This window comes from Roseovarius conchicola, assembly GCF_041403425.1.
Lineage (GTDB): Bacteria > Pseudomonadota > Alphaproteobacteria > Rhodobacterales > Rhodobacteraceae > Roseovarius > Roseovarius conchicola.
The window spans coordinates 660,311-674,311 of the sequence record NZ_JBGEHK010000002.1; the positions used below are offsets into that span (position 1 = coordinate 660,311).

The 14,001-nt window shown below is 55.2% G+C and carries 14 protein-coding genes; 2 read left to right on the top strand and 12 right to left on the bottom strand.

The window, feature by feature from the left end; all coding sequences use genetic code 11:
* Positions 1 to 8: 8 nt before the first annotated feature.
* Positions 9 to 680: a response regulator transcription factor gene (locus V6N02_RS09050; RefSeq protein WP_371225217.1), complete on the top strand. Its 672-nt coding sequence runs from the start codon at positions 9 to 11 to the stop codon at positions 678 to 680.
* A 154-nt stretch (positions 681 to 834) separates the two neighbouring features.
* Positions 835 to 2,280 (top strand): S8 family serine peptidase, encoded by a 1,446-nt coding sequence (locus V6N02_RS09055; protein ID WP_371225218.1) that lies wholly within the window; start codon positions 835 to 837, stop codon positions 2,278 to 2,280.
* Positions 2,281 to 2,366: 86 nt separating this feature from the next.
* Here V6N02_RS09055 and V6N02_RS09060 read toward each other — a convergent pair whose 3' ends face one another.
* From V6N02_RS09060 to nth, 12 genes are all read right to left on the bottom strand, one after another.
* Positions 2,367 to 3,116, bottom strand: coding sequence for an anti-sigma factor family protein (locus V6N02_RS09060; protein ID WP_371225219.1), 750 nt, complete (start codon positions 3,114 to 3,116; stop codon positions 2,367 to 2,369).
* Positions 3,113 to 3,619: an RNA polymerase sigma factor gene (locus V6N02_RS09065; protein ID WP_371225220.1), complete on the bottom strand. Its 507-nt coding sequence runs from the start codon at positions 3,617 to 3,619 to the stop codon at positions 3,113 to 3,115. Before V6N02_RS09065 ends, V6N02_RS09060 begins: the two co-directional genes overlap by 4 nt.
* A 215-nt stretch (positions 3,620 to 3,834) precedes the next feature.
* Entirely contained in the window at positions 3,835 to 5,499 is a 1,665-nt protein-coding gene (locus tag V6N02_RS09070; RefSeq protein ID WP_371225221.1) for a Pycsar system effector family protein, read from the bottom strand.
* Positions 5,500 to 5,667: 168 nt separating this feature from the next.
* Entirely contained in the window at positions 5,668 to 7,059 is a 1,392-nt protein-coding gene (locus V6N02_RS09075) for an alginate export family protein (RefSeq protein ID WP_371225222.1), read from the bottom strand.
* Positions 7,056 to 8,036 (bottom strand): esterase-like activity of phytase family protein, encoded by a 981-nt coding sequence (locus tag V6N02_RS09080; RefSeq protein ID WP_371225223.1) that lies wholly within the window; start codon positions 8,034 to 8,036, stop codon positions 7,056 to 7,058. Before V6N02_RS09080 ends, V6N02_RS09075 begins: the two co-directional genes overlap by 4 nt.
* 77 nt (positions 8,037 to 8,113) lie before the next feature.
* The gene (locus V6N02_RS09085; RefSeq protein WP_371225224.1) at positions 8,114 to 9,697 is read right to left on the bottom strand and encodes an inorganic phosphate transporter; all 1,584 of its coding nucleotides are present in this window, start codon (positions 9,695 to 9,697) and stop codon (positions 8,114 to 8,116) included.
* Positions 9,698 to 9,722: 25 nt separating this feature from the next.
* Positions 9,723 to 10,496 carry a polyphosphate polymerase domain-containing protein gene (locus V6N02_RS09090; RefSeq protein WP_371225225.1) on the bottom strand — a complete coding sequence of 258 codons (774 nt, stop codon included), beginning with the start codon at positions 10,494 to 10,496 and terminating at the stop codon, positions 9,723 to 9,725.
* Between the two features lie 35 nt (positions 10,497 to 10,531).
* On the bottom strand, positions 10,532 to 11,107 hold the full coding sequence (locus V6N02_RS09095; RefSeq protein WP_371225226.1) for a DUF4956 domain-containing protein: 576 nt from the start codon (positions 11,105 to 11,107) through the stop codon (positions 10,532 to 10,534).
* A gap of 464 nt (positions 11,108 to 11,571) precedes the next feature.
* Positions 11,572 to 11,985: a response regulator transcription factor gene (locus V6N02_RS09100; RefSeq protein ID WP_371225227.1), complete on the bottom strand. Its 414-nt coding sequence runs from the start codon at positions 11,983 to 11,985 to the stop codon at positions 11,572 to 11,574.
* Between the two features lie 145 nt (positions 11,986 to 12,130).
* Positions 12,131 to 12,334 carry a hypothetical protein gene (locus tag V6N02_RS09105; RefSeq protein WP_371225228.1) on the bottom strand — a complete coding sequence of 68 codons (204 nt, stop codon included), beginning with the start codon at positions 12,332 to 12,334 and terminating at the stop codon, positions 12,131 to 12,133.
* A gap of 32 nt (positions 12,335 to 12,366) precedes the next feature.
* Complete coding sequence (locus tag V6N02_RS09110; RefSeq protein WP_371225229.1) at positions 12,367 to 13,353, bottom strand: adenosine kinase; 987 nt, start codon at positions 13,351 to 13,353, stop codon at positions 12,367 to 12,369.
* The gene (nth, locus tag V6N02_RS09115; protein WP_371225230.1) at positions 13,350 to 13,994 is read right to left on the bottom strand and encodes an endonuclease III; all 645 of its coding nucleotides are present in this window, start codon (positions 13,992 to 13,994) and stop codon (positions 13,350 to 13,352) included. Before nth ends, V6N02_RS09110 begins: the two co-directional genes overlap by 4 nt.
* Positions 13,995 to 14,001 lie beyond the last annotated feature (7 nt).

Sequence of the window (14,001 nt, forward strand, 5' to 3'; positions counted from 1 at the left end):
ACGCATCGATGAATATTCTGCTTGTAGAAGATGAGGAACGTGTCGCGGATTTCGTGCGTCGCGGTTTGAAAGCAGAAGGATACAGCGTCGAGTACGCCGGTGACGGTGAAATGGCGCTGGAGTTCTTGCAATCCCGCGACTTCGACGTTGTGATACTGGATCTCATGTTGCCAGGCATTTCAGGTAGCGAAGTGTGCCAAAGAATGCGCGCCAGGAGCAACAATACGCCAGTTCTAATGTTGACTGCGTTGGATTCGACCGACGAACGTGTGGCCGGTTTGCGCATCGGTGCAGATGACTACTTGCCAAAGCCGTTTGACTTTGAAGAATTGCTTGCTCGGCTCGAAGCTCTGCACCGGCGCAAAACCGGCTACGGGGACAAGGATGAAGGCCAGATGTTGGTCCATAAAGGCCTGTCCTTCGATCCATATGCGCTGGAATTCTATGTCGATGGCGATCCGATTTCGCTCTCGAGTAAAGAGAGGGAAATCGCAGTGCTGTTGCTGAAGAATGTAGGACGTGCACTCAGCCGCGAACGTATACTGAATGCGGTCTGGGGAAGCCAAGCAGATCCGATGACGAATATTGTAGATGTCTACATTGGCCGCCTTCGCAAAAAATTTGGTGATCAGGGCGATTACATCGTGACCCTAAGGGGCGCGGGATATCGGCTTGATTAAACCAAGCAGCTACGTCGTGGTTTGATAAGTCATTGGGGCACAAATAAGAACCAGATTTCAGGTTTTGTTCAACAAACTGCCAAGATCAAAAAATCCATCTGCTTTCAAGGCGTTACATCTGAATCAAATTACACCATTCTGAAGGAGTGTTGATATGGCATGTCGAGTTCTAGCGCGTTGGGGCGTGGCAGCGGTTGTTCTGATAAGCTTGGCATTTCCCGCATCCGACGCGGCGGTCGGTAAAGGCCTGTTTTTTTCGGCCGCCTGGGCTGATGGCGACGGTGGCGATGGAGACGGCGGGGATGGCGACGATGGCGGTGATGATCGCGATGACAGGGATGATCGCGGCAGCCGCAACGGCACTAACAGCAGAGCGCAAGGCGGTAGTGGGTTTGAATTCCGGTTCCCGTGGAAAGAACGTAGCCAGAAGACCCGCCGAACGCAACGAACCGCACAGACGGCGCCGCCGATTGTGCGTCTTGAACAGGCACCGGCCGAACTTGTTGTCTCCGACATTGCCAATGAGGATCTTGATGTGTTGTTGGAAGAAGGTTACGCGGTGATCCAGGTGTTGCAGCTTGCCGAGCTCGATCACGCTCTCACCCGGTTGACAATTCCGTCAGGCACCGGACTTGAAGACGCACGAGACCGTGTGCGCGCATTGACAACCGGCCAGACAGCCGATTTCAACCACTATTATCGCTTCGAGCAAAGCGAAACACTCGCAGCAGTTCAGGCGCAACCCTGCACACATGAGAACTGCCGCGCCTGGGAATTGATCGAGTGGCCGCATAATGCCCTTGCCCTTGGTGAATGTGCGCTGACGGTCCCGGTGGGAATGGTAGACACCGGCATTAACCCTGAACATGAGATTATGGCTGCCGCCCGTCTTGAAACGATCACGCTGACCGATATGGCGCTATCACCCTCGAAAGCTATTCATGGCACAGCAGTTGCTTCGTTGTTGGTCGGGGATACGAACAGTCGAGTGCCGGGTTTGATTAGCGATGCGGATCTGATCGCAGTCGACGCTTTTGCTAGCGCCGGGCACGAAGAGCGCGCCGATCTCGTGTCTTTGCTTCGGGCGCTTGATCTACTGGCAAACCGCGAGGTGCGTGTGATCAACCTGTCGCTGTCCGGGCCGGATAATCGGCTATTGGCAGAGGCGGTCGAAGAGATGGCGGAGGAGCGTAGTATAATCATTGTTTCTGCGGTAGGAAACGCTGGCCCAAGGGCCAAACCGTCCTTCCCTGCAGCGTACGAAAATGTTCTTGCTGTGACAGCGGTGGATGCCAAGGGGCGCATTTACCGCCATGCGCAACGCGGGGCACATGTTGATGTCGCGGCCCCTGGCGTGAATATGTTGGCGGCCACTTCGATCCGCGGTGCGCGGTTAAAAAGTGGGACGTCGTTTGCAGTCCCTTTCGTGACAGCGGCGGCAGGACTCATTGTATCGCAAAATCCGTCGCTGAATATCCAAGGGCTGCGTCAACGCCTCGGAGAAACTGCGCTCGATCTAGGTGCAGAAGGGAAAGATGACATTTTCGGTTACGGTCTGATCTCAACCAGCGGCGTCTGCGCCCCACCCTTGGTGGACTAGCGTGGGGTGAACAATCTGAAACCTGCGGCTCCGCACCTGCGCTGCGATTTGCCTTTTTCACGCGGCTTACCCCGATCTTTTGGAATTCAAGGGCGCCAGCCACGCTTGATCAAATCTATCTCTGTCGCGGCATCCAGCGCCGAGCCAGCGTCCATCTGATCCAGGACGGGGTTGAGGCTCAGCGTTTCGTCACCACTCGCGGTGACAAACCCATCCTCCGTTCCGGGCGCCACCAGAGGCTCGGACATTGTGACGACAATAGCCCACGCCCCATCCGTGCGACACGCAAGGCCAAGATCAATCTGTTCGGCGGCATTGTCCACGACCTCGATCTCGCGACAGAAACCACCCTTGACCGGCAGGGTCGCAAGGATCATCACTTCGCGATCCGCGTCCAGGCTTTGCGGAACGCCCGAGGGCAGGCTGTTCAAGGTGCTGGAAAGCGTGCTGCCCATTGCAACCGGTCCAGGCGTTAGCGCCAAGCGCCCGTCACTGGTCGCCATGATCTGCGGCAGGGTGACCAGCGCAAGTGCGACCGAGGCGGCCAGTGCGGCACCCCCGGCCCAGACAGCGGGTTTGCGGCGAAAGGGAACAACCTGAGCAGCGGGCTTCTCACCCATAATGGCCTGTTTGATCTCGGCAGGCACTGGTTGGTTCATAGGGGCGGAAAAAGCCTGTAGCAGAAATTCATTAGCGGCCATCAGGTTGTCCACATAGGCCTGGTCCTGAGGGTGATCCGCCAGATGCATCACCACTTTGGCGGCCTCTTCCGGGGTCAATTCGCCATCTGCAAAGGCGGCAAGACGGGTTTTGTCCATTACTGTCTCAAGGCTCATTGCAGGGATCCTTTGGTTAGTCCGAGGCGTGGTAAAAGAGCTTCGCGGGCGCGGGCAAGGCGGCTCATTACTGTGCCCAGTGGCACGTCCAACACCTCGGCTGTATCCTTGTAGCTAAGCCCCTCGATAGCAACCAACGATAAAACCGCGCGCTGCTTGTCCGGCAGGTTATTCATCGCGTTGCGCGCCATGTTCAACATCATCCTGTCCTCTGGCAGGCGCGCAGATTTGCCGCCATCGCTGAGACCTGCTTCCTCTGGGTCGACCTTGGCACCCTGGACCTTGGCGCGGCGGCGATCGTCGATCCAGAGCGTCTGGATGATGCGGTACATCCAGCTATCCATGCGTGTGCCTTCCTGAAACTGGCCGGCATTCCTTAGAGCCTTCACGCAAGCCGATTGTACAAGATCGTCCGCATCAGCGGTGTTGCCTGTCAGGGACAGTGCAAATCTGCGCAGCTTGGGGACGAGCGCGACTAAATCCTGTCGAAAGCGGTCTGTCACCTAATATCTCCGGATGCTGTTTCTGTATCTACAACGGGGCTGAAGCAGTTTTATTTCAAATTCCCGTCGAATAAGTTCATGCGACCAAATCCTGGCGCGCAGAAGAGCCGGTATCCCTCGTGAAAAGCTGAGGTTGGCACCGCCCGTGGCAAATTCCGACGGATTCTGTTCAAGCACCAAAAGCTGAAATACTGAACGTCGATCATGACGGACTCTCATTGTGAGAGCTGCTGGTAATCCAGCATCAGGTACTTGGCGGGCTGGTTCTTCTTGGCGTTGCCTTCATCGCTCATGAGCAGTAACCGCGGTTCACCCAGAACGGTAATTGAATCAATGGATTCAACGTTGTTCAGGTTTATGATATCGGGCAACAGGATCGGTTCGGGTGGCACATCCGCCTCACCGCTCCATGTCCATAGCTGCGAATGGCGTCCGGCGCCGGGGGTCTTGACCTCGTTGACGATCAGGAAGGCACCAAGAACCGGATCGAAGCTGAGAGCACGGATGCCACCTCCCAACAAATCAAGCAGGATTGGCGCGCCAAAGACCGGGTCCGCCTGATCCTCAAACACCTGCGCCGGATTTTCGATTGGAACGATGATCGAGTGATCACCGGCCTTAGGCTCGCGCAAGCCGAGCAAAAGCTGCTTGGTTTGACGGAAATAGGCCAACCCCTCGATATTCACCTTTTTGAAATCGACATCTTCGCCACTCTGGTCTCGGATTGCCGTTTTCAGATCATCAGCAGCACTCAGCGCGTCCGCCAAGGCGGTGAAACTGCTGATATCGCCGACATTCGAGCCTTTGATGCGGAATCTCAGCAATTGTTCACGTGCTGGACGGCGGGCACCTTTATCTGTTCTCGCATGCGAAGTGACCGCGTAGACGAAGTCTTGCTCGTCAATTGACAAGCCCTCCAAGTCATTCATTTTACGGGAAAATCCACGAATGAGTTTCAGATCGACGGCAGGATCCTCAATTAACGTCCCATCATCGGCAATGGACATTACGCTAATGGCACGCGCGGCCTCGTCCTCGACCACCAGAATGCGGCCGTCGGACAGTTGTTGGACCGCCGAAGGTTCGTAGATGTCGTTGAATTCCGAAATCCCAAGCCTGTGCAGCTGAACCACTGCGTCATCGTTTTGGCTGGGAAACAGGCCTTGCGCTGATCTGACGCCGATGAAGCTGAGCAGGGAAAGCAGCAGACCCCAGCGAAACACGGTGTAGGAAATGTTCAGGAGTTTGAATTTTCGGTTGGCCATCAATCCCAGCCAATAGAGCTGATCGCTCATCTTGTGATAGACATTGTCGCGATCACGCATCAGAGTTTCCATGCGCTGCCAGTATTCCGCTCGATTGACCCGGACTCGGTCGGCGTAAATCAGCATGTTCAGATCGTCGCCTGTCTCGGCTTCGCTTCCACGTATCACGTATTGGCGAAGATCGCGCAGCCGCGCCTCACCCCGGCGAACATCCCGGACCCAGGTCCAAAGGGACCCGAACAAATCGAACTGCTCGGGCGATGCGGCAAGAAGCGCAAAAATAATCGAGGTCGCAGCGGTACATAGAAAGACGCCCGCCGGCAGGAGGAAGGCGGGCGAGGATGCAAAAATGAAGGCGCCGGAGATCATCAGAGCGGAAATGATGAATCCGTTCAGCGAGATCATGATATTTGCCTTGGTAGCGGCCAGTGCAATTGTGTCGAGCTCGGCTCGATAGGCGTTGCGGAACATGGTATCGACCGCCTTGGCCGATCCAAGCTGCTTGATCTTGTCTGGCTTGGGGTCGCCAAGGTCTTTCGCCGGTTGACTTTTGCCGTCTTCCGCCGCTTGGCCCATCACGTCATGTTCGTTGTTTTTATCGGTTGATTTGCTCATTGTTTTTAGCTCTTTGACATATCATGACCTTGTGGCCAGACTTCTGAGTGCCTGCTGTCCCGCCACGGTGTCCGAATTTGTAACGCAGTGCTGGTAGCTGATAGGGCCAAGCTAGGAAAAACCCTCGCCGGCGTTACCTTTGCCTCTGGGAAAGACCACTTCATCACGTCAAAACTCCAAACTGAATTCGACGCCCAAATACGTGGCGGGATCGTCATGGTCATCGAAGGCAGAGCCCGGAAAAAACACCCCTCCGATCAGGTCTATATCGACGTTCTTGAATTCGCGAACACCGACCACCAGATTGATTTCGTGACCCAGATGGCGGCTAATGCCATTCGGTTTCCGATCCAGATTGCTGTTGCGGATCTTTGTTGATGCCCGGTGTTGGAAGCTGTTGTGGTAGACAATGTCGATCGAAGATTTATTGAGAAAGTCAAATCCCAACCCCAAGGTGAAGATTGCCAGATTGCTAAGTTCCGGATCGAAGACTTCGCCATAATATTTGAAATTTGTACGACCTCCGAATTTGTCGGAATTGCCCTGTATATCGGTTTGGCGAAACGCCGTGTCGGAACCGGAACCGTCATCGCCGGAACCGAAGGCTAAGCCCGCCGTCACGCGCGGATTGGAACGCCACTGGCTGAAAGTTCTGGTTAGCCCGACATCCAGCCCAAATCCCCGGATGTCCCGACTCTTTTCGCGGCCGCTGACATGGGCGAGCTCAGCCCAGTAATTGATGTCATTCGAGACGTGACCCGCAAACGAAAGGCCCAGCCAGAAAAGGTCAGCATCACCTCGGTCCTGACCGCGTTGATAGAGGCCATAAAGGCTGCCGATTTTATCGCCGGGCAGGTTGGCATAGGCGCGAGTGTAGAAGTGGTCCGGTTCGTTGTCATCATGGTCTTCAAGCAAATCCTTGTGAAATATCTGCTCGCGCGCATACATCATCTCGACAGCAAACTTGTGACCACGGTGGAAATAATGGATGCCGTCCAGCTCTTCTTCGAATAGCCATTCCCGTTCGTCAGACACCGACCATCGACCGATGGACAGCGCCTGATTTCCGCTGCTGTTGCGAAACGAGACATAGGCCTCGTTCACCTCGAAAATCGCGTCGCGGGCGTTGGATTGATTGCTGGCCAGGCTTTCGGTGGCGTAGTTCAGCTCCAGATAGGAACGGACGAGGCCACCGGTGTCGTAAAGAAGACCAAGCTGGCCTTCCAGTTTGGTTTCGGTCTCAGTTTCCCGGGACTCGAAATCCAAGTGTCGCGCGCGCTCCGCCGTAAGCTTTAACGCGACGCCAATCGCCAGGCGATCTGTCACTTTCTTGGTGACATGCGGCTTCTTGTCGAAGTGAAACCTGATCCATTCTGATGGGTCGTCCGGATCGGCGAAGGCCATTCCGCCAAACGGGAATATCAGGAACGCAGCCGCAGCGCAGATTAAGTTCATTGAAAGAAAACGGGCTTTCTTGTCGATGCAAGTATCAGGCTGCAACGGTGAGGCTTGAGGAGGGCCCGCACGATCAATGGATGACTTCAAAACGAGCATTTTCATTCACCGCTTGTCATTTCGACCAGGCCGAAAACAGTCCGATGCTCGCCATCGATCTTGTCGTCGCTGACTATGATAAGATGACCGTTTCCAATGTCGGCAACACCTTCGAACTTCGCATCCGGTACACCTGGAATTGGCACTGCGATCCAGCGGGTCGGACACAGATCCGGCCCACATTCCGCTGGGTCCAGCATTCTGAGGATCGGTGTCAGCACGGTCTTGTCGTCGGATTTCAGATTCTCCAATATGAGAATTTGACCGTCCGGCAGCACCTCAAGACTTTTGATGCTGGTCGATCCAGCGTCGGAGACATCAAAGGAAAAGAGCTTGCCCGCGGCGCCGTATATCGAATGGATTTGTCGAGGTGCCGCACGCAGGGGTTCTTCGGGTGCGGTCAGCAAACCGAAATCCGGATGCTGCGCAAAGGATTCGAGCCCGTCCTTGACGCTGCGTTGCAGGTCCGGGTCACGCAAGGCGTCGGGAACGGCGATGAACGATATTAGCTCACCGTCTGATGTAAACCGTGCGATTGACGGGCCTGTTTCACTGACAACGACGACATTGGCGTCGCCCGTTTTGCCATTATTTCCGTTGTATGTTTCAAGCCCTTCGGGGTTAAAGCCGACCCGCCGCATTTGTGTGCCGTCTGCATCCCGCAGCTTGACGGCCGAGACCGGGTTAATGATTTCGAATTTTCCGTTCGTCACCGGGACGTCAAAAGCAAACAGCCTGCCCCTGTCCGAGATGATCCGCAGCAGTTGCTTGTCGTGATCGAATGAGGCGCCTGAGGCTTCCGAGAACTTGATGTCGTCAACGCGGATAGCGCTTAGTATTTGATAGTCCCAAAGTGTCGCGTTCAGCCTGTTTGATGGGGCTGGTTCGACTTCAGCCTGGGCTGAAACCGCGCCAGAGCTGAAAGTAAGCATTAACGCACAACTCGCCGCCGGCAGAAGGTGTTTGTGAGGAGACGTGCTCATATCAGGTGATCCTTGGTGTTTTTTGGATGTGGAGTATACCCACCCCGGTCGGTGGCCGGCCGGGGTGATGGATCAGGTCAGGGGAGCATTACTCCGCGCAGCGTGAAGTAAGCGATTGCGGATATGGCTGCAGTTGCGGGAACCGTAATGATCCAGGCTGCGAAGATTCTCAGCACCAATGAACGGTCCACTAGGTCGCGTTTATGCAACCGGGTGATCGTCTTGCGATCGAGTTTGGTAACATCACTCTGACCCATGCGCGTCTTCAGCTTCAGCTCCTTCAGCATGGCGCTGCGCTCTGCGATCGGCGTGGTATGGAAACGCTTCAGGAATGCGTCTACGCCGTCTGTGTCCCCCTCGGGGTGGGCTTCGTGGATCTCGTGCAAGATCCCTTCATATCGCGCTTTGATCCGTTCGCGCAGGAAACCCACCCCCAGGACCGCGCCCACGGTTACGTGAGTGGTGCTTACTGGCAGGCCCAACTGACTGGCGAGAATAACCGTCAGGGTAGCGGCCATGGCAATGCAGTAGGCGCGGATGGCATCAAGATGTGTCAGTTCGGATCCAATGGTGCGGATCACGCGAGGGCCGAAGGCCAAGAGACCGATCGCCAAGCCAATGGCGCCGATGGCCAGCAGCCAAAAGGGAATGCCCGCCTTGGCATGGACATCGCCGCTTGCAAGCGCGTCGACAATACCCGCAAGCGGGCCGATCGCGTTGGCGACATCATTGGATCCATGGGCAAAGCTCAGGGCTGCGGCCGCCAGGATCAAGGGCACAGCCAACAGGCGGTTCACGCCAGCTTTGGTGTTCTCAAGCCCTTGGGCCTGGCGCATAACGACGACGCGCATCACAAACCAGGCGACCACGGCAAAGGCAAAGCCGAGGGTTGCCATGGTCACGAGATCGACTGAGATGATCTTTTTCAGGCCTTTGACCAGCAGAAAGGTGGTGAAGCTCATGGTCATGGCGGCAACGAGCATCGGAATCACACGTCTGGCAGCTCCGAGGATGTCGGACTGATAGGTGACGGAACGCTTCACGACGTATAGACAGCCAGCGGCGAGAACCGCACCCAGTAGTGGCGAGATCACCCAACTGGCGACGATATTGGTCACGACTGTCCAGTTGACCACCGATAGCCCGGCAGCGGCGACGCCAGCCCCAAGAACACCACCGACAATGGAGTGCGTTGTCGAGACTGGCGCGCCGACCATTGTCGCAAGGTTCAACCAGACCGCCGCCGCAAGCAGGGCCGCCATCATCACCCAGACATAGACCATCTGATCCGAAATCAGCGATGGATCTACAATTCCGGCTCTGACAGTGCCGACAACGTTGCCGCCGGCAATGATGGCACCGAGGGCTTCGAAGGTGGCGGCCATAACAAGAGCGGCACCGAGGGTCATGACCTTGGCGCCAACCGTGGGGCCTACATTGTTGGCGACATCATTGGCGCCGATGTTGAGGGCCATATAGGCGCCAAAACCTGCAGTAATGGCAAAAAGGATGCCAAATTCGCCACCTCGGAAGAAAGCATAGGCGGCCGCAGCAGCCACAAAAGCAAGGCAGAGTATGATCCGTTGGATCGTCTTGGTCATTTCCGGCGACCGGTCTGAACCTGACGTAGACATTGGTGAAGTTGTGGTGGAATCAGACATCTTATCGTCTCCGGTTTTGAAAAGATTATGAGGCCTCGGCCAGGCGTAGTTTTTTGAGCGCGGGCAAGAACCTGTTGTGGCGAACAACCGCGCCGGTCGATGCCATCCCAATGCAATATTTCGAGCAACGTCTGGTCGGGTGCATGTGCAAACCGCGAAGGATTTTGTCGGCGATGCCATTCCCGCGTGCGGACTTTGTCTCGACAATGAACATGTCGGGTTGAATGGCCCGCGATGTTCCGTTGGCCTCGAAATGCAGACTGGTGTCGATTGTCATCCGTTCGCCGCCTTCCTTGGCGACGAGCGTGATGCGCTCGTATTGCATCGCGATCACCGGATGGAGAGTCTTGCCGAATGTTTCGTTATAAATGTCGCGATATTGCTCTTCGATAAAATCCAGCGCTTGGCTGTTTAACGGGTCGTCCTGGTCAGCGACCTTCAGACGTTTCTTGACGGTGATCTTGCGTTTGTCCTTGAGCTTGACCTCAAGATAGCTGAATCCGGCATCTACATATTCGCGGACCCTGACCTTGCAGCGTTTGCGGCGTCCTTGATGGTGGTCGTAGTACCCGCGCATTTCCGGGTCGTCATAGTAATTGGTGGCATAGGTGAAGGCGCGCTTATTGTCGATTTCCAGCACTTCAAAATGCTCTGAGAACTCTTCAAGCGCAGGTTTGAAAGCACCGGCAGTCAGGATGTATTTGTTGTCCAGCCGCTCAAGCATGGCCGCTTTGCCGTTCAAATCGTCCAGGCTGATGGGATCGAACCCGGCCAACGTAGTCGCAATACTGATATCCATAGTGAAATCCTTTTTTGCTTTGCGTTTCCAGTGGTTTACGGTTTGCGGAAGAAGACGTTGATACGCGCCATATCGTTGATGTAATCAAGCGCCGTGATTTGATAGGACATCACCTCGACCCCCAATCGCGAGGACAGGTCCTGGCGCATTGCCTTGGGGTCCGAGAGCGCATGGGTGTCGATCTTGTCGAGTGTGATCTTGACACCATCGGACGACTTCAGAATGCGCGGATGATCCAGCGCCCAGGCCCCCACTAGAACCAAGCTGACAACCACACCCACGAAGGCCAACCCGGTGCCGTGGATCGAACAGATGACGGCAATGGCAATGGATCCGAAGAAATAGGTGATTTCGACCTTCGAAATCTGTTCTGATCGCAACGTGAAAAGTGCAAGTATGGCAAAGAGGCCGAACCCGGCGGCAAGGCTGAATTCAACAGACGACAAGACCGTCAGCACGCCGAATGCGAAGACGTTGAACAGCGACGCAGCGGTCACCAGTTCTTTGTCGCGATAGCGGTGGTAAAAAAGCCCAAATATCAACACGACCATGGAGGCAATATTGATCGCAAACCGGACAAGCGTTTCTGGAGAGAGAACGTGGTCGAGCATTGTTTGATCCTTAGTTTTGGCGGCTCCCGAAATGGAGGCGCTTTGGATCAACTTTGCCGGGATGCTGTGAATTCATCCTGTGTGACGAATTAACCAATCATAATAGTTTTATGAACGTTTGATGACAGCTTTGTAATATTGGCAATGCAGGTGCGCTTTAAGGACTCAGCTTAATAACTGGCCGGGATGTTGGGTCACGCGTGGGTGTCGAACGGTCGCAATAGTATTGGGTGGTCCACCCCCCTAGCCAACACCGCAAGGCGTCGCGATCAGGTGCTTTAGATACGCTGGGTTCTTGCCTTGCCGGTTCTTGTGCAAGCCAATTACTGTAATCTGCTATTGTTGATTTCAGGGCGCTAAAATTGGGCTCTCAGCTGGTCATGCGCAAGAGGTCGGGTGTCAAAGCAAATCTTTCAGAAATAGAACTAACGGTTCGCAAGCGGACGTACTCCAAATGAATGGTTTTACGTCTCCGGGTGGTTAAGCGACGACATTGGCCTCTCAACTGCGGTGCCACGATGGAGCTTCCTTAGTCGGGAGACAAATTCGTCAAAGTCGAAAGGTTTCACCAAAAAATCATCGGTGGAGGGTCGCAGACCTTCTTTCAATTCCTCGACATCACCAAATGCAGACAAGACCAAGATCGGTGTAAAGTCTGCTTGCTGACGCATTTCTCGATAAATCTGCTGCACTTGGCTGCATGCTTCCTGCTCGTGGCAACCGGGTAGGGTCAAGTCCAGAATAATGACATCGAAATTCTGAGTATCCAGAGTTTCGAAAGCAATTTTTCTTGATCCCGCATGTACCACGTGCCACCCTTCGGCATCCAAACCGCGGTGAATAAGTTCTGCTATCTGCATAACGTCTTCGATCAGCAATATCCGCATTGCAATGTGTCCCACTGTTCTGTCTCATTGGCAAAGAAAGTGCCTTGATGCTGAGACAACGCTTAGGAAACGAAATTATTCCACACCATTTTCTGTGGATCGAAGCATAAGCTTCGTTAAGATTCGCCAGTCGAGTTCAGTTCACTGTCGAAAACTGCCATTTAGCATTGAACATCAAAATTGCCCGACCATAAACAAGTCTTTTTCGGTAGAGAATGTGGTCATCGAAACGCGTGACGCCGGATGAGAATTTCCTGTAAGTCGGCAATTGACAAAAAGATGAGCAAGCAGCCTGTTCTTCACGCCCAACATTGAAGCTGTTTCTTCTAAAACCGGCCATTCATGCCTTCCGCAGAATTCGCCACTATGGGCTCAGACCAGCCCTTCTGCCTCGAACATCGCTTTCACATCGGCCTCGGGGCGGGCGCCGTAGTGGGCAATCACTTCAGCCGCCGCGATACAGCCCATGCGGCCTGAGACGGCCAACGGCTTGCCCGTGGCCACACCATAAAGGAACCCGGCGGCAAACTGGTCGCCCGCGCCGGTGGTGTCGACAGGGGTGATCTCATCCACTGGAACGCGGACGGTTTCGTCACCTTCTACGATCACCACATCTTCGCCAGAGCGCGTACAGACGATCAGCCCGCTTTCCGACGCGGCGGTTTCCAGTGCCGCGCCCAGGTCTTCGGTCTGGTAAAGCGACAGCCATTCGTGATCATTGCCGATCACATAATCCAACTCGGTCACCAGTTTGCGGAAATCATCCCGGTGGCGATCAACACAGAACGGATCGGACAGCGAGATGCCTGCCTTCCCGCCTGCTGCCCGACAGGCGCGTGCGGCCTCAAGAAACGCGGCCTTGCCCTTGTCCTTGTCAAACAGATAGCCCTCAAGCACCAGCAACCCGGTGCCGCCTGCAACCTCTTCGGGCACATCTTCTGATCCCAACTCGGTCGAGATGCCCAGATATGTGTTCATCGAGCGCTCGCCATCGGGCGAGACGAAGATCATCGAGCGCGACGTGGGCAGTTCGCCGCTTGTGACCGGGGTCTTCACGAAATCCGTACCCACATCGCTCATTTCGCTTACGTAATCCCGGCCCGGGCCATCATCGCAGACCCGCCCGATAAACGCGGTCGACAGCCCAAGCGCCCCAAGACCTGCAATCGTGTTTGCCACCGACCCTCCGGCCATTTGCGTGCGATTCTCCATGTTCTCATAAAGAAACTCTGCACGCTCCATCTCGATCAGCTGCATGATGCCCTTCTCGATGCCCATGCGGGACAGAAACGCGTCATCGCTTTGGCAAATCACATCCACTACAGCGTTGCCGATACCGACAGCTTGGTATTTGGTCATAGGGTCTTGTCCTCAAACATACAGAGATCTCGAATGATGCATGTGCCGCATAAAGGTTTGCGCGCCTTGCAGTGATAGCGGCCATGCAGGATCAGCCAGTGATGGGCATGATGCTGAAAATCGGCCGGAATGTTGTCTTCGATGGCGCGTTCGACGGCGTTAACATCCTTGCCGGGGCAGATGCCGGTGCGGTTGCCGACGCGAAAGATATGGGTGTCGACGGCTTGCGTGGGCATGCCCCACCACATGTTCAAAACCACATTGGCGGTCTTGCGCCCGACACCGGGCAGGGATTGTAACGCGGCGCGGGAATTGGGAACCTCGCCGCCATACTCATCGACCAGGATCTGGCTGAGTTTTATGACGTTCTTGGCCTTCTGGCGGAACAACCCGATGGTCTTGATATGCTCGATCAGACCCTCTTCGCCCAGCTCCAGCATCTTTTGCGGCGTGTCAGCGATCTGGAACAAGGCGCGCGTGGCCTTGTTCACGCCCGCATCCGTGGCCTGTGCACTTAGCGCGACGGCCACGACCAGCGTGTAGACGTTCACATGCTCAAGCTCGCCCTTGGGTTCGGCATCGGCAGCGTGGAAACGTTCAAAGATCGCGCGGATGGTATGATAATCAAGCTGTTTGGCCATTCTGCCT

Excerpts from the sequence above, each read along its gene's own strand:
- V6N02_RS09050 (WP_371225217.1), top strand. The coding sequence starts at position 9 with ATGAATATTCTGCTTGTAGAAGATGAGGAACGTGTCGCGGATTTCGTG.
- V6N02_RS09055 (WP_371225218.1), top strand. The coding sequence starts at position 835 with ATGGCATGTCGAGTTCTAGCGCGTTGGGGCGTGGCAGCGGTTGTTCTG.
- V6N02_RS09060 (WP_371225219.1), bottom strand. The coding sequence starts at position 3,116 with ATGAGCCTTGAGACAGTAATGGACAAAACCCGTCTTGCCGCCTTTGCA.
- V6N02_RS09070 (WP_371225221.1), bottom strand. The coding sequence starts at position 5,499 with ATGAGCAAATCAACCGATAAAAACAACGAACATGACGTGATGGGCCAA.
- V6N02_RS09075 (WP_371225222.1), bottom strand. The coding sequence starts at position 7,059 with ATGAAAATGCTCGTTTTGAAGTCATCCATTGATCGTGCGGGCCCTCCT.
- V6N02_RS09080 (WP_371225223.1), bottom strand. The coding sequence starts at position 8,036 with ATGAGCACGTCTCCTCACAAACACCTTCTGCCGGCGGCGAGTTGTGCG.
- V6N02_RS09085 (WP_371225224.1), bottom strand. The coding sequence starts at position 9,697 with ATGTCTGATTCCACCACAACTTCACCAATGTCTACGTCAGGTTCAGAC.
- V6N02_RS09090 (WP_371225225.1), bottom strand. The coding sequence starts at position 10,496 with ATGGATATCAGTATTGCGACTACGTTGGCCGGGTTCGATCCCATCAGC.
- V6N02_RS09095 (WP_371225226.1), bottom strand. The coding sequence starts at position 11,107 with ATGCTCGACCACGTTCTCTCTCCAGAAACGCTTGTCCGGTTTGCGATC.
- V6N02_RS09105 (WP_371225228.1), bottom strand. The coding sequence starts at position 12,334 with ATGGCCGGTTTTAGAAGAAACAGCTTCAATGTTGGGCGTGAAGAACAG.
- V6N02_RS09110 (WP_371225229.1), bottom strand. The coding sequence starts at position 13,353 with ATGACCAAATACCAAGCTGTCGGTATCGGCAACGCTGTAGTGGATGTG.
- nth (WP_371225230.1), bottom strand. The coding sequence starts at position 13,994 with ATGGCCAAACAGCTTGATTATCATACCATCCGCGCGATCTTTGAACGT.